14 protein-coding genes are annotated in these 13,694 nt (G+C 67.4%); 5 read left to right on the plus strand and 9 right to left on the minus strand.

What is annotated here, in order from left to right; translation table 11 throughout:
• The 4 genes from pheT to rpmI form a co-directional block, all read right to left on the minus strand.
• On the minus strand, positions 1-2,379 hold the full coding sequence (gene pheT / locus ACFWZ4_RS04255; protein WP_439703472.1) for a phenylalanine--tRNA ligase subunit beta: 2,379 nt from the start codon (positions 2,377-2,379) through the stop codon (positions 1-3).
• Positions 2,380-2,401: 22 nt separating this feature from the next.
• Positions 2,402-3,412 (minus strand): phenylalanine--tRNA ligase subunit alpha, encoded by a 1,011-nt coding sequence (gene pheS / locus ACFWZ4_RS04260; RefSeq protein WP_439703473.1) that lies wholly within the window; start codon positions 3,410-3,412, stop codon positions 2,402-2,404.
• Between the two features lie 258 nt (positions 3,413-3,670).
• The gene (gene rplT / locus ACFWZ4_RS04265) at positions 3,671-4,030 is read right to left on the minus strand and encodes a 50S ribosomal protein L20 (RefSeq protein ID WP_439703474.1); all 360 of its coding nucleotides are present in this window, start codon (positions 4,028-4,030) and stop codon (positions 3,671-3,673) included.
• Positions 4,031-4,045: 15 nt separating this feature from the next.
• Positions 4,046-4,243 (minus strand): 50S ribosomal protein L35, encoded by a 198-nt coding sequence (rpmI, locus tag ACFWZ4_RS04270; RefSeq protein WP_026635107.1) that lies wholly within the window; start codon positions 4,241-4,243, stop codon positions 4,046-4,048.
• Positions 4,244-4,467: 224 nt separating this feature from the next.
• Here rpmI and ACFWZ4_RS04275 point away from each other — a divergent pair, with 224 nt between their 5' ends.
• From ACFWZ4_RS04275 to ACFWZ4_RS04285, 3 genes are read left to right on the plus strand one after another with little or no spacing between them, the layout of a single operon-like run.
• Complete coding sequence (locus tag ACFWZ4_RS04275; protein ID WP_439703475.1) at positions 4,468-5,370, plus strand: hydroxymethylglutaryl-CoA lyase; 903 nt, start codon at positions 4,468-4,470, stop codon at positions 5,368-5,370.
• A 37-nt stretch (positions 5,371-5,407) separates the two neighbouring features.
• Positions 5,408-5,896, plus strand: coding sequence for a GNAT family N-acetyltransferase (locus ACFWZ4_RS04280; RefSeq protein WP_439703476.1), 489 nt, complete (start codon positions 5,408-5,410; stop codon positions 5,894-5,896).
• Positions 5,897-5,900: 4 nt separating this feature from the next.
• Positions 5,901-6,473, plus strand: coding sequence for a GNAT family N-acetyltransferase (locus tag ACFWZ4_RS04285; protein WP_439703477.1), 573 nt, complete (start codon positions 5,901-5,903; stop codon positions 6,471-6,473).
• A 76-nt stretch (positions 6,474-6,549) separates the two neighbouring features.
• Here ACFWZ4_RS04285 and ACFWZ4_RS04290 read toward each other — a convergent pair whose 3' ends face one another.
• Entirely contained in the window at positions 6,550-7,344 is a 795-nt protein-coding gene (locus ACFWZ4_RS04290; RefSeq protein ID WP_439703478.1) for a thymidylate synthase, read from the minus strand.
• 131 nt (positions 7,345-7,475) lie between these two features.
• On the opposite strand from ACFWZ4_RS04290, the gene ACFWZ4_RS04295 reads away from it, so the two are divergent.
• Positions 7,476-8,483 carry a TIGR00266 family protein gene (locus ACFWZ4_RS04295; RefSeq protein ID WP_439703479.1) on the plus strand — a complete coding sequence of 336 codons (1,008 nt, stop codon included), beginning with the start codon at positions 7,476-7,478 and terminating at the stop codon, positions 8,481-8,483.
• A gap of 68 nt (positions 8,484-8,551) precedes the next feature.
• Here ACFWZ4_RS04295 and lgt read toward each other — a convergent pair whose 3' ends face one another.
• A complete protein-coding gene (lgt, locus tag ACFWZ4_RS04300) occupies positions 8,552-9,430 on the minus strand; it encodes a prolipoprotein diacylglyceryl transferase (RefSeq protein ID WP_439703480.1) in 879 nt (292 codons plus the stop codon).
• Between the two features lie 183 nt (positions 9,431-9,613).
• Between lgt and ACFWZ4_RS04305 the strand changes: the two genes are divergently transcribed.
• Positions 9,614-11,560 (plus strand): alpha/beta hydrolase family protein, encoded by a 1,947-nt coding sequence (locus ACFWZ4_RS04305; protein ID WP_439703481.1) that lies wholly within the window; start codon positions 9,614-9,616, stop codon positions 11,558-11,560.
• Between the two features lie 62 nt (positions 11,561-11,622).
• Here the strand turns inward: ACFWZ4_RS04305 and ACFWZ4_RS04310 are convergent, their stop codons facing one another.
• From ACFWZ4_RS04310 to ACFWZ4_RS04320, 3 genes are read right to left on the minus strand one after another with little or no spacing between them, the layout of a single operon-like run.
• Complete coding sequence (locus tag ACFWZ4_RS04310; RefSeq protein WP_439703482.1) at positions 11,623-12,117, minus strand: TPM domain-containing protein; 495 nt, start codon at positions 12,115-12,117, stop codon at positions 11,623-11,625.
• Between the two features lie 9 nt (positions 12,118-12,126).
• Complete coding sequence (locus tag ACFWZ4_RS04315) at positions 12,127-13,026, minus strand: TPM domain-containing protein (RefSeq protein WP_439703483.1); 900 nt, start codon at positions 13,024-13,026, stop codon at positions 12,127-12,129.
• A 1-nt stretch (position 13,027) separates the two neighbouring features.
• Entirely contained in the window at positions 13,028-13,651 is a 624-nt protein-coding gene (locus tag ACFWZ4_RS04320; protein ID WP_439703484.1) for a LemA family protein, read from the minus strand.
• Positions 13,652-13,694 lie beyond the last annotated feature (43 nt).

Consider the following 13,694-nt stretch of genomic DNA (forward strand, 5'->3'; position numbering starts at 1 on the left):
TCAGCCTCGCAACTTTGCCTTGCATGTCGACTCCAACGCAGCTACCGCTTCGCGCACGCAGCGGTCCGCGTCGTCGTCGGTAAGCGTGCGTGAAGCGTCCTGCAAAATCAAGCCCATAGCGAGACTCTTTCGGCCTATGTCGACGCCCTTGCCGCTGTAACGGTCGAACAGCCTGAGCTGCTTGAGCACGCTGCCAAGCGTGCCCCGGACGGTTTGCTCGATCTGTGACCAGCGCACCTCTTCAGGCACCTCCACGGCGATATCCCGGCGTACCAAGGGGAACCGCGGAACCGGCCGGGCCCTGGGCAGGCGACGGTCCAGCAATGGCGCCAGGGCGACTTCCAGGACGTGCACGTCCGGCCCCAGGTCGAGCGCCTTGGCCAGTTGGGGATGCAACGCGCCGAGGTGGCCGACAGTCTCACCGTCCCGAGCGACGCGGGCGCTGCGGCCCGGGTGCAGCCAGGACGGCAACCCGTCGGCATGCAGCGACCAGCGTTCCGGCTCGCCACCCCAGGCCAGCAGCGCGTCCAGCTCGCCCTTGAGATCGAAGAAGTCGTAAGGACGGGACGGCTCGGCCCATTGTTCGGCGCGCGCGGGGCCGCAGGCAGCGATGGCCAGGCTCGGGGTTTCCACGGGCGGGTCGCCGGCGGCAAAGACGCGGGCGACCTCGAACAACCGCACGCGCTCCTGCTGGCGGGCGCGGTTGTGGCGCAGCGCCTCGACCAGGCCGGGCAACAGCGAAGGGCGCATCACCGCCAGATCGGCGGACAGCGGGTTGGCCAGCGGCACGAGGTTTTCAGCGTGACCCCAGCGCGCGAGCAGTTCGGTGCTGACGAAAGACAGGTTCACTGCCTCGTAATAGCCGCGAGCGGCGAGCTGTTCGCGCAGCGGCAGTTCGCCGATGCGCGCCTCGGGCTCGGGCGCCAGCGACAGCGCGCCGGCGGGCGTGTGGGTGGGAATGCGGTCGTAGCCGTGGACGCGCGCGACCTCCTCGATCAGGTCCTCCTCGCGTTCGATGTCGAAGCGGCTGGTCGGCGCGGTGACTTGCCAGCCATCAGCCGTGACCTGCACGGTCATGCCCAGCGCGGTAAAGATGCGCGTGACCTCCTCGTCAGGCACGGCGACGCCCAGCACGCGGGCCAGGCGTGCGCGCCGCAGGGCGACCGTGGCGGGCTTCGGCAGGTCGGCCGGGTTCTCCGCGACCAGCACGGGGCCGGCCTGGCCGCCGGCGATCGAGAGCAACAGTTCGGTGGCGCGCTCCAGCGCCCGGCGCGGCAGCTGCGGGTCGACGCCGCGCTCGAAGCGGTGCGAGGCGTCAGTATGCAGGCCGAGCTTGCGCGCGCGGCCCATGATCGCCGCCGGGGCGAAGTGCGCCGACTCCAGGAAAATGCTGCGGGTAGCCTCGGTCACGCGCGAGTCGTGGCCACCCATGACGCCGGCCACGGCCAGCGCCTTGCGGTCGTCCGCGATCAATACGAAGCCATCGTCGAACTTCGCGTCACTGCCGTCGAGCAGCTTCAGCGCCTCTCCCGCGCGTGCATGCCGCACGACGATGTCACCATCCAGCATGTCGTTGTCGAAGGCGTGCAGCGGCTGACCCAGTTCCAGCATCACGTAGTTGGTGACGTCGACCACCGCGCTGATCGGACGCAGGCCGGCACGACGCAGGCGCTCGGCGAGCCACAGCGGCGAGCGCGCGGACGCGTCGAGGCCTTCGATGATGCGACCCAGGTAGCGCGGCGCATCCTTGCCCGCTTCCAGGCGAATGCCGCGGCGTGCATCGGAGGTTACCGGCGCCGGCTCCTGCACCGATGCCAGCACGCGGCTGCCGAACAGCGCGGCCACGTCGTGCGCCAGGCCGACGAGGCCCAGGCAATCCGGGCGGTTCGGAGTGAGCTTGAGCTCGATGCTGGCGTCGGGCAGGGCCAGGAACTCGGCCAGCGGCTGGCCGACCGGCGCATCGAACGGCAGCTCCATCAAACCGGAAGCATCGGTGTCGATGCCCAGTTCCTTGGCCGAGCAAAGCATGCCCGCCGATTCCACACCGCGCAGCTTGGCCGTCTTGATCTTCACATCACCCGGCAGCACGGCGCCGACCATCGCCAACGGGGCCTTCAGGCCCACGCGCGCGTTCGGGGCGCCGCAGACGATCTGCAGCGGCTCACCCTGTCCGACGGCGACCTTGCAGACCTGCAGGCGATCGGCTTCCGGATGCTTCTCGGCCGCAACGATCTCGCCCACCACCACGCCGGCCAGGCCCTCGCCCAGGACGGTCAGTTCTTCCACTTCCAGCCCGGCCATGGTCAGCGCATGGGCCAGTTGGGCGCGATCGGCCTGGATCTCTACCAGCTCGCGCAGCCAGTTCTCGGAGAATTTCATGGGTACGTAGTTCCTTGCCGGCTTACGCGAACTGCTTGAGGAAGCGCAGGTCGTTCTCGAAGAACGCTCGCAGGTCCGAGACGCCATAGCGAAGCATGGCGAAGCGCTCGACACCGAGGCCGAAGGCGAAGCCGGTGTAGCGCTCGGGGTCAATGCCGCAATTGGCGAGCACGTTCGGATGGACCATGCCGCAACCGAGCACCTCCAGCCAACGGCTCTGGCCGTCTTCGCCGCTCTTATCAGGATCGGCCCAGCGGATGTCCACCTCGGCCGAGGGCTCGGTGAAGGGGAAGTAGCTGGGACGGAAACGCATCTCGAAATCGCGCTCGAAGAACGCGCGCACGAATTCGGCCAGCGTGCCCTTCAGATCGGCGAAGCTCGAAGTCTCGTCGACCAGCAGGCCTTCGATCTGGTGGAACATCGGCGAGTGGGTCTGGTCCGAATCGCTGCGGTAGACCTTGCCCGGCGCGATGATGCGGATCGGCGGCTGCCGGCCCTGCATCGACCGGATCTGCACCGGCGAGGTATGCGTGCGCAACAGGCGCCCGTCGCCGAAGTAGAAGGTGTCGTGCATGGCGCGCGCCGGGTGGTGCGGCGGGAAGTTCAGCGCCTCGAAGTTGTGCCAGTCGTCCTCGATTTCCGGACCTTCGGCGCGCTGGTAGCCCAGGCGGGCGAAGATCGCGGCGATGCGCTCGAGCGTGCGGGTGATCGGGTGGATGCCGCCACGCTCGCCGTCACGGCCAGGCAGGGTGACGTCGAGCTTTTCGGAGGCCAGGCGGCGGTCGAGTTCGGCCTGCTCCAGCGACTGCTTGCGTGAGGCCAGCGCGTCGGCCAGGCGGTCCTTGACGCGGTTGACCTCGGCGCCGCGGGCCTTGCGCTCGTCGGGAGCGAGCGCGCCCAGCGATTTCAGCGCGGCGGTGACGATGCCGCTCTTGCCGAGCAGGCCCACGCGCAGAGCGTCGAGCGCATCGAGCGTGTTGGCGCCTTCGATATCGGCCAAGGCCTGGGTTGCGCGGCTTTCCAGATCGTCCATCGGTGCGAGTTCCGCTGTTTTGCTCTTGGCTCCCTCTCCCCTCCGGGGAGAGGGTTGGGCTGAGGGGTCGCTCTTGCGTCGAGGCCAGGTTCGAAGCGTGCTTCGATGACGTCCAAGGCAAGCCTTGTCCCCCTCACCTCAATCCTCTCCCCAACGGGAGAGGAGGCGAACGCGAAAAGCGACGTTGTTAAATAAAAACGGGGAGAAGGCGTTGGCCTTCTCCCCGCTTGATTTACAGCATACCGTCGGTGACGACGATCAAGCGGCCAGGCTGGCCTTCGCCTTTTCCGCGATGGCGCCAAACGCCTTGATGTCGTGCACGGCGATATCCGCCAGCACCTTGCGGTCGATCGTGATGCCGGCCTTGTTCAGGCCATTGATCAGGCGGCTGTACGACATGCCAAACTGACGGGCCGCGGCGTTGATACGCACGATCCACAGCGCGCGGAACTGGCGCTTGCGCTGCTTGCGACCGATGTAGGCGTACTGGCCGGCCTTGATGACGGCCTGGTTCGCTACGCGGAAGACCTTGCGACGGGCGTTGTAGTAACCCTTCGCGCGGCCGATGATCTTCTTGTGACGACGACGGGCGGTAACGCCACGCTTTACACGAGCCATGGTGTTCTCCTTCCCTTAGACGTACGGCAACATGCGAGCCACACCCTTGGTGTCGCACGCCTTGACGTGGTTGGTGGCGCGCAGGTTGCGCTTACGCTTGGTCGACTTCTTGGTCAGGATGTGCGACTTGAAGGCGTGACCGGCCTTGAACTTGCCCGAGGCGGTCTTGCGAAAACGCTTCGCGGCCGCCCGGTTGGTCTTGATCTTGGGCATGGGAATGCTCCTGGGTGGGCTTGATTGCCCGGTTTCTGACTGATTCGGCGGTGGTCCCGAAGGCCACGCTTTCCGTCCTGCCGATATCGGTTCACGACCCGTCCGTGTGGGTCGAACCGGCGATTATACGGAGGAGTTCAGGGCAAAGCCAGCCTGCCGGGCAATCTCTCCGCGCCGGCCGGCCGGCAGGCTAAAGTGGGCGCTTTCCCGCACCTGGAGCCGCCATGACCGCCCCCGCCGACACCGTCCGGATCGTCGAAGTCGGCGCCCGCGACGGCCTCCAGAACGAAAAGACCCGGCTTCCCCCCGAGGTGAAGATCGCGCTGATCGACCGGCTCTCCTCAACCGGCCTGACCACCATCGAGGCGACCAGCTTCGTCAGCCCCAAATGGGTGCCCCAGCTGGCCGATGCGGCCGAGGTATTCGGTGGGATCCGCAAGGTACCGGGGGTGCGCTACCCCGTGCTGGTGCCCAACCTGCAGGGCTACGAGCGCGCGCGCGCCGTGGGCGCGCAGGAGATCGCCGTGTTCACCGCCGCGAGCGAGGCCTTCAACCGCAAGAACATCAACGCCTCGATCGATGAGTCGATCGAACGCTTCGCGCCGGTGATCGAGCGGGCGAAGGCGGACGGCGTGGCGGTGCGCGGCTACGTCTCCACCGTGCTCGGCTGCCCCTACCAGGGCGAGGTGCCGGTCGCCGATGTGGTGCGCGTGGCCGAGCGACTGCACGCGCTGGGCTGCTACGAGATTTCGCTGGGCGACACCATCGGCGTGGGCACGCCGGCCAAGGCCCGCGGAATGCTGCGCGCGGTCGCGCAGGCCGTGCCGATGAGCGCACTGGCGGTGCATTTCCACGACACCTACGGCCAGGCGCTGGCGAACATCCTGGCCTGCCTGGAGGAAGGGGTGCGCGTGGTCGACAGCGCGGTCTCAGGCACCGGCGGCTGTCCCTACGCCAAGGGCGCCACCGGCAACGTCGCTACCGAGGACGTGGCTTACATGCTCCAGGGCATGGGCATGCATACCGGGGTCGACCTGGACCTGCTCATCGCCACCGGAGCCTGGCTCTCGGCGCACCTGCACAAGGAAACGGCCAGTCGTGTCACCCGTGCGCGCACGGCTCCCTGAAAAACCCTCAAGTTCGACGAACGACAGATCCAAGATCATGCCCATCGACTTCCTGATCCGCCCCATCGAACCCCGCGACGACGCCGCCCTGGCCTCGATCATCCGCACGGTGATGCCCGAGTTCGGTGCCGACGGCCCCGGCTTCGCGATCCACGATCCGGAGGTCGACCACATGGCGCGAGCCTACGCACGCCCCGGCTGCGCCTATTTCGTGGTCGAACGCGACGGCGTGGTGATCGGCGGTGCCGGCGTGGCGCCACTGGACGGCGGTGAACCGGACGTATGCGAGCTGCGCAAAATGTACTTCCTGTCGCAGGCCCGCGGCATCGGCGCCGGCACTGCGATGATGCAGCGCTGCCTGGACGCGGCGCGCGCGCTGGGTTATCGCCGCTGCTACCTGGAAACGCTCACCGGCATGGATGCCGCGCAGGCGCTGTACCGGCGCAGCGGCTTCGCGCCGATCTGCCAGGCGATGGGCGGCACCGGGCACCACGGCTGCGACCGCTACTACCTGCGCGATCTTTGAGGCCATGATCCGCATTGCCCAACCCGACGATGCCGTGGCGATCCATGCGATCTACGCCCCATCGGTCACCCACGGCGTAGCCACGTTCGAAACCGTGCTGCCCGGCGTACCGGCGATGCGCGAGCGCATCGCCACGCGGCTGGCGCATTACCCATGGCTGGTATGGGAAAGCGAAGGCGCGGTCTTGGCCTACGCCTACGCCAGCCGCTTCCGCGATCGCGCCGCCTACGACTGGATCGCCGAAACCTCGATCTACGTGCGTGAGGATGCGCAGCGTTCGGGGCTCGCGCGGCGCCTGTACGGCGTGCTGCTCGAAGCGATGTGCCTGCAGGGGATCAACCAGGCAGTCGGCGTCATCACCTTGCCGGGCGAGCCCAGCGTGCGGCTGCACGAGGCGATGGGTTTCACGCCCGCCGGCGTGTGGCGGCAGAGCGGCTACAAGCTCGGCCGCTGGTGGGACGTGGGTGTGTGGCAGAAGACCCTGCAACTGCCAGCCGACCCGCCGGCGCCGGTGGTGCCGTTTGCGGTGATGCGCGACAACCCTGCGTTGCAGGCATTGCTGGCGCGCGAACCGTAGGGTGGGCTTCTGCCCACCTTGCAACACATCGCAGGAACGATGGCGCGCTGAAGCTCGCAGCCCTCTCCGCCGCCGCCTAAACCGCGACGGGAGCCTTGATCGCCGGATGCGGCGCGTAGCCTTCGAGCGCAATGTCCTCGAAGCGGAAATCCTCCAGCGCCCGCACTTGCGGGTTCAACACCATCCGCGGCAACGGCCTGGGTTCGCGACCGAGCTGCAGCCGGGCCTGCTCGACGTGGTTGCTGTACAGGTGCGCATCGCCCAGCGTGTGCACGAAATCGCCCACGCCCAGCCCGCACACGTGCGCCACCATGTGGGTGAGCAGCGCGTAGCTGGCGATATTGAACGGCACGCCCAGGAAGATGTCGCCCGAACGCTGGTAGAGCTGGCAGGAAAGCTTGCCGTTGGCGACATAGAACTGGAACAGCGTGTGGCACGGCATCAGCGCCATTTTCGGCAGCTCGCCCACGTTCCAGGCACTGACGATCAGGCGCCGCGAATCGGGATTGCGACGAATTTCGTCGACCACCCAGCGGATCTGGTCGACGGTGCCGCCGTCGGCGGTCGGCCAGGCGCGCCACTGTTTTCCGTAGACCGGGCCCAGGTTCCCCTCTGCGTCGGCCCACTCGTCCCAGATGCTGACCCCATGTTCCTTCAGGTAGGCGACGTTGGTGTCGCCGCGCAGGAACCAGATCAGCTCGTGCACCACCGATTTCCAATGCACCTTCTTGGTGGTGACCAGCGGAAAGCCCTCGCTGAGGTCGAAGCGCATCTGCCAGCCGAACACGCTTTTCGTGCCGGTGCCGGTGCGGTCGGTTTTTTCCGTGCCGCAGTGGAGGACGTGGTCGAGCAGGTCGAGGTAGGTGCGCATGGGACGATTCTAGCGGACCGCCGGCGCAGCGTTTTCCCGACGGTTCCCAGCCGCACCCGGTGACATCCGTCACTCCCACACGCGCCCCGCGCCGGCCTAGACTCGTGCCCTTCCACCAAGGGACGGCCAACATGACGCAGTGGTATTTCAGCTACGGCAACAACGAACGCATCGGTCCGATGGACGACGAAGCCGCCCGTGCGCAGGCGCGCAGCCGTCCCGACGGTTACTGCTGGAAAGAAGGCTTCGGCGAATGGCGGCCGATCCACAGCGTGTTCCAGCCGGCCACCGCGATGGCCGTGGCGCCGCCGCCCGTGCCGGCCGGCCGCTACGGCAGCGCCGACGAGGTCGACTACCGCATCGTCGGCAACGATATGCAGTTCGTCGAGGTCGAGCTCGATCCGGGCGAGAGCGCGATCGCCGAGGCCGGCTCGCTGATGTACAAGGAATCGGCGGTGCAGATGGACACCGTGTTCGGCGACGGCTCTTCCGCCAGCCAGGGCGGCGGCCTGATGGGCAAGCTGATGTCCGCCGGCAAGCGCGTGATCACCGGCGAGAGCCTGTTCACGACGGTGTTCACCCACACAGGTAGCGGCAAGGCCAAGGTCGCCTTCGCCGCGCCCTACCCCGGCACCGTAATGGCGATGAAGCTCTCCGAGCACGGCGGACGCCTGATCTGCCAGAAGGATTCGTTCCTGGCGGGCGCGCGCGGCGTGCAGCTGGGCATCTATCTCCAGCGCAAGATCCTCACCGGCCTGTTCGGCGGCGAGGGCTTCATCATGCAGAAGCTCGAAGGTGACGGCTGGGTCTTCGTGCACGCCGGCGGCACCGTGGTCGAACGCGAGCTCAAGCCGGGCGAACGGCTGGATGTGGACACCGGCTGCGTGGTCGCCTTCCACGACACCATCAATATGGACGTGCATACGGTCGGCGGCATCAAGAGCATGCTGTTCGGCGGCGAAGGCATGTTCCTGGCCTCGCTCACCGGCCCCGGCAAGGTGTGGCTGCAGTCGCTGCCGTTCTCGCGCATGGCCGGCCGCATGCTGGCAGCCGCGCCGCAGGGCGGAGGCCAGCGCCGCGGCGAGGGCTCGATCCTCGGTGGCCTGGGCGACCTGATCGGCGGCGACAACAACTTCTAGCACAACGTCGGGCGGACGTTGGACTGCCCGAACGCCTGGCGGGCTGAAAACCCACCATGCAGAAACATTCAGTGCGCGGCGGGCGCCAGTGTCGGCGCCCGGCGCGACATCGCCACCAACACCAGACCGATCACGATCAGCGGCAGCGACTGCACCTGTCCCATCGTGAGCCAACCCCAGGCCAGGTAACCCAGCTGCGGATCGGGTACGCGCACGAACTCCACCGCGAAGCGGAAGCAGCCGTACATCAGCGCGAACAGGCCGGAGATCAGGTAGCGCGGGCGCGGCTTCATCGACACCAGCCACAGCACCGCGAACATCACCACGCCTTCCAGCGCCATTTCATAAAGCTGCGAGGGATGTCGCGGGATACCGCCAAACTGCGCCAATTGCTGCGCCAGCGCCGGCTGGCCGTGCGCCAGTTGCACGTCCTCCAGCTTCGCGTTCGGGAAAATCATCGCCCATGCCACGTCGCTGGGTTTGCCCCACAACTCACCGTTGATGAAGTTGCCCAGCCGCCCCAGGCCCAGGCCCAGCGGCACCAGCGGCGAGACGAAATCCATGGTGTCGAAGAAGTGCAGCCGATGCCGCCGCGACCACCACCAGGCGGCCACCAGCACGCCGATCAGGCCGCCGTGGAAGCTCATGCCGCCATCCCACACCTTGAACAGCGCCAAGGGATCGGTCCAGATCCAGTGCGGCCCGCCGGCGTAATAGAACAGCATGTACCACACGCGCCCGCCGACGATGATGCCGAGCATCGCGTAGAACGCCAGGTCGCTCAGCGCATCGCGGCTCACCGGCAGCCGCCCCTGCTTGCGCCGCCGTTCGCCCAGCACGCCCGCGGAGAGGAAGCCCAACAGGTACATCAACCCGTACCAGTGCACCTGCACGGGCCCGATGTGGAAGGCGACCGGATCGAAGTGGACGGTGAAGGGCTGGGTCATGGTGGAGGGCTGGCGGATAAAGACCAAGTGTAGCCGGGCCCGACCGACACGCGCAGGCCCTTCCGGCCCGCGATCCACTCTCATTAGAATCGCGGCGAATCATGCGGCGGGGGACGCCGCCCGGCCTGCCGCCGCGCTCCCGGCGGCCGCGCCTGCCACAGGGAGCTTACGGGGGAAGGGATGATGAACCGATTCACGCGGGCCGCATTGTGCGCGGCCCTATTGGGGGCGTCGGCGATCGTTGCCGCAGCCGATCTGCTGCCGGTGGAGGACTTCGCACGCCACCCGTCGCTTTCGATGCCGCGGTTGTCGCCAGACGGCAAATACCTGGCCGTGCGCTGGGACGATGGCAGCTCGCACGCACTGATCGTCTATCGCGTCGAGGATATGTCCCGGCCCGCCAGCATGTTGCGCATGCCCAAATACGAGCTGCCCGCCGGCATCACCTGGGTCAGCCCCACGCGGCTGGTGGTCGAAAAAGGCAAGGAATACGGCTCGATCGACAAACCGTCCATGACGGGCGAGATCATCGCCACCGACGTCGATGGCAAGAACCAGGACTACCTGTACGGCTACGAGGTCAAGTACAGCTCGCGCGCCGCCACGCGCGGCACCGACCGCGGCTGGGGCACCGTCGACGGCATGCCCGAGCACGCCAACGGGCACTTCTACATGGCCGCCATGCCGTGGGACAGCCCCGACCACAGCTATCTCTACGACGTCGACGCGAGCGCCAACACCCGCCACCTGATCGGTGACATCGGCGAGGGCGACATGGCCTTCATGGTCGGCGCCGATGGCCAGGCGCACTACGCCTACGGCCGCAACGAGAACTTCGATTACGTCGTCTACCACCATCAGGATGGCCGCTGGCAATCGCTGAGCGCGCAGCAGATCGGCGGCACCTTCGCGCCGATCGACTACACGCCCGACCACCAGCGCATCTACGCCATGTACGACGCCGGCGGTGGCCCGGCCTCGCTGGTCGAGCAGGACGAGAACGGCGGCAATCGCAAGGTGCTGGCCGCCGCGGGCTTCGGCGACATCGGCGGCGTCGAGTGGACGCCGCTGCCCCACCAGCCATTCGCCACCATCCCCGATACCGGCCTGCCGCAGCTGAGCTACATCGATCCCAACCTGCCGGCCGCCAAGCTGCACCGCGCACTGGTCATGAAGTTCCCCGGCCAGTACGTGCACTTCGTCGACTACAGCGAGGACGGCGGGCAACTGCTCTTCAGCGTAGCCAGCGACCGTACCCCGGGTTCGTATTTCCTGATCGACACGCACACCTACAAGGTGCGCAAGCTGTTCGATGCGGCGCCGTGGATCGATCCGACGAAGATGGCCGAACGCCGCCCGCTGCGCTTCAAGGCCAGCGACGGTACGGAGCTGGAAGCCATCCTCACGCTGCCGCCGGGTCGCTCCGAAACCAACCTCCCGATGGTGCTGCTGCCGCACGGCGGCCCGATCGGTGTCCGCGACGACTGGTTCTACGACGACGACGCGCAGTTCCTTGCCAGCCGCGGTTACCTGGTGCTGCAGGTCAACTACCGCGGTTCGGGCGGGCGCGGCGAGGACTTCCAGGAAGCGGGCTACCTCAAGTGGGGCACGCGCATCCAGCAGGACCTCACCGACGGCGTCAAATGGGCGATCGCCGAACACTATGCCGACCCGGCGCGCGTGTGCGTGTACGGCGGCAGTTTCGGCGGCTACTCCGCGATGATGACCGTGATCCGCGCACCGGGCATGTTCAAGTGCGCCGTCGGCTACGCGGGCATCTACGACCTGAAGATGATGTACAACAAGGGCGACATCCAGTCGAGCAAGAGCGGTCGCAGCTACCTCACCAGCGTGATCGGCCGCAACGACGCCGAGCTCGATGCCAACTCGCCGGACAAGCTTGCCGACAGGATTTCCGTCCCGGTGCTGCTCATCCACGGCGAGGACGACAAGCGTGCCCCGTTTGCCCAGGCCAAGGCCATGCGCGCCGCGCTGGAAGCCGCGCACAAGCCGTACGAGTGGATGAGCAAGCCGGGCGAAGGCCATGGCTTCTACGACGAGAAGAACCGCGTGGACTTCTACAACGCGCTGCAGGCTTTCCTGGAGAAGCACATCGGCAAGGGTGCCTGACGCGGGTCGCGCGCTAGCGCTCCTGAAAAAACCGGACGGCCGCCTTCGGGCGGCCGTTTTCGTCACAGCAGCACGGGCCGGTCCGGCAGCTCGTCAGGGTTGTCGCGATCGCCCGCCGGGAAATGTTCGCTCAGCAATGCATTGATGGCGCCCAGGCCTGCCAGGCTGCCCTCGCGCCAGCGCGCGGCCGCGAAGTGATCGCGCATGAGCGAGCACACGCCGTCCCATTGCGCCTGCGCCACGCGGCGCGCAATGCCACGGTCGGCCACGATCTCGATCCGCTGCTCCGACAGCAGCAGGTAGACGAGCACGCCGCAGTTGTCCTCGGTGTCCCACACGCGCAGTTGGGCGAACACGTCCCGTGCGCGCGAACGCGCGTCCACGCCGGCCAATACGGCGCGCACGGTCAGGCGCGATTCGACCGCGAAACGCACTTCGCCCAGGTGCCCGCGCTCGCCGACTGTCACCGCGTCGGCCAGCTCGCCCAGCAGCATCGCGGGAAAGCGCTGGCGCAACTGGAACCAGCCGCCGAACAGGTTGGCGAACATTCGCTGCATGAGCGTCATCTACCAGCTCCCCGACGAACCGCCGCCACCAAAACTGCCGCCTCCACCACTGAAGCCGCCACCGCCTCCGCCGAAACCGCCGCCACCAAAACCGCCTCCGCCGAAACCACCGCCGCCGAAGCCGCCCCAACCGCCCCAGCCGCCACGCCCGATCGAGCGCCCGCCGCCGCCGGGCAGCAGCATGAACACGCCACCGATGATCGCGCCCAGCGCGGCCGCCCCCAGGCTGGCGGCGACCAGCCACAGGATGACGCCGGTAATGCCGGCGCCAAGCGGCGTGCGCACGAACAGATTGGCGCGGCCGAACAGGTTGCGCAGGAAGAAGGCAATGAAGATGCCGATGAGCAGCGTCTGATGGAAACCGATGCCGCGGTGCTCGCGCGGCGCGCCCTGCACCGGTGGCGGCAACGGCTCGCCGTCGATCAGTTGGGTGAGCGCCCCCACGGCGTCATGGATGCCGCCGTAGTAGTCGCCCTCGCGGAACTTCGGCGCGATGTACTCGCGGATGATGCGCGCGGTGGCGGCGTCGGGAATCGCGCCTTCCAGCCCGTAGCCAACCTCGATGCGCACCCGCCGGTCGTCCTTGGCCACCAGCAGCGACACGCCGTCGTCGGTGCCCTTGCGGCCAATCTTGTTCTGCTCGGCCACCGCGAGCGAATAGCTCTCGATGTCCTGTTCGCCGGTGCTGCCGATCATTAGCACGACCAGCTGCGCGCCCTTGTCCTTCTCCAGCGCCACCAGCTGGCCGTCGAGTTCATCGACCTGCTGCGCGCTCATCGTGCCGGTCAGGTCGGTGACGTGGCGCTTGAGCGTGGGCACCTCGGCGGCCTGTGCCGCGCAGCCTGCCGCCAGAAGCAGCAGGCAGAGCAACCACGCCAGCCGTGGCAGGCGATGGGCCATGTCAGTGCGCGGCCGAGCCGGTCGGCGCCGGTGCCTGCGTGCCGAAGTCGACGGTCGGCGCGGTGGAGATCGCCTTTTCGTTCTCCACCGTGAAGTTCGGCTTGACCTGGTAGCCGAACATCTTCGCGGTGAGGTTGTTCGGGAAGGTGCGGATCATCGAGTTGTACTGCTGCACCGACTGGACGTAGCGGTTGCGCGCCACGGTGATGCGGTTCTCGGTGCCTTCCAGTTGCGCCTGGAGATTCTGGAACAACCCGTTGGCCTTCAGGTCCGGATAGCGCTCGCTGACCACCATCAGCCGCGACAGCGCACTGGACAACTCACCCTGCGCCTGCTGGAACTGCTTGAGCTTCTGGGCATCATTGATGGTGTCCGGGGTGACCTGCACGCTGCCTACGCGGGCACGCGCGTTGGTGACCTCGGTCAGCACGCGCTCCTCGTGCTGGGCATAACCCTTGACCGTATTGACCAGGTTCGGCACCAGGTCGGCGCGGCGCTGGTACTGGTTGAGCACCTCCGACCAGGCGGCCTTCACCGCCTCGTCCTGGCGCTGGATGGCGTTGTAGCCGCAGCCGCTCAGCAGCACGGCCAGCAGCGACAGCACGATCACGCGAAGGGTCTTCATGGCGGCGCTCCGGATGGATGGGAACGCCAGCGTAGGGTCAGGC

The sequence above is a fragment of the Frateuria sp. GZRe12 genome, assembly GCF_051900535.1.
In the GTDB taxonomy this organism is placed as follows: Bacteria; Pseudomonadota; Gammaproteobacteria; order Xanthomonadales; family Rhodanobacteraceae; genus Frateuria_A.

Coding starts and splice junctions, on each gene's coding strand:
- ACFWZ4_RS04295 (WP_439703479.1), top strand. CDS start 7,476: ATGACGCAGTGGTATTTCAGCTACGGCAACAACGAACGCATCGGTCCG.
- ACFWZ4_RS04315 (WP_439703483.1), bottom strand. CDS start 13,026: ATGGCCCATCGCCTGCCACGGCTGGCGTGGTTGCTCTGCCTGCTGCTT.
- ACFWZ4_RS04310 (WP_439703482.1), bottom strand. CDS start 12,117: ATGCAGCGAATGTTCGCCAACCTGTTCGGCGGCTGGTTCCAGTTGCGC.
- ACFWZ4_RS04275 (WP_439703475.1), top strand. CDS start 4,468: ATGACCGCCCCCGCCGACACCGTCCGGATCGTCGAAGTCGGCGCCCGC.
- ACFWZ4_RS04320 (WP_439703484.1), bottom strand. CDS start 13,651: ATGAAGACCCTTCGCGTGATCGTGCTGTCGCTGCTGGCCGTGCTGCTG.
- rplT (WP_439703474.1), bottom strand. CDS start 4,030: ATGGCTCGTGTAAAGCGTGGCGTTACCGCCCGTCGTCGTCACAAGAAG.
- ACFWZ4_RS04280 (WP_439703476.1), top strand. CDS start 5,408: ATGCCCATCGACTTCCTGATCCGCCCCATCGAACCCCGCGACGACGCC.
- rpmI (WP_026635107.1), bottom strand. CDS start 4,243: ATGCCCAAGATCAAGACCAACCGGGCGGCCGCGAAGCGTTTTCGCAAG.
- pheT (WP_439703472.1), bottom strand. CDS start 2,379: ATGAAATTCTCCGAGAACTGGCTGCGCGAGCTGGTAGAGATCCAGGCC.
- pheS (WP_439703473.1), bottom strand. CDS start 3,412: ATGGACGATCTGGAAAGCCGCGCAACCCAGGCCTTGGCCGATATCGAA.
- lgt (WP_439703480.1), bottom strand. CDS start 9,430: ATGACCCAGCCCTTCACCGTCCACTTCGATCCGGTCGCCTTCCACATC.
- ACFWZ4_RS04290 (WP_439703478.1), bottom strand. CDS start 7,344: ATGCGCACCTACCTCGACCTGCTCGACCACGTCCTCCACTGCGGCACG.
- ACFWZ4_RS04285 (WP_439703477.1), top strand. CDS start 5,901: ATGATCCGCATTGCCCAACCCGACGATGCCGTGGCGATCCATGCGATC.
- ACFWZ4_RS04305 (WP_439703481.1), top strand. CDS start 9,614: ATGAACCGATTCACGCGGGCCGCATTGTGCGCGGCCCTATTGGGGGCG.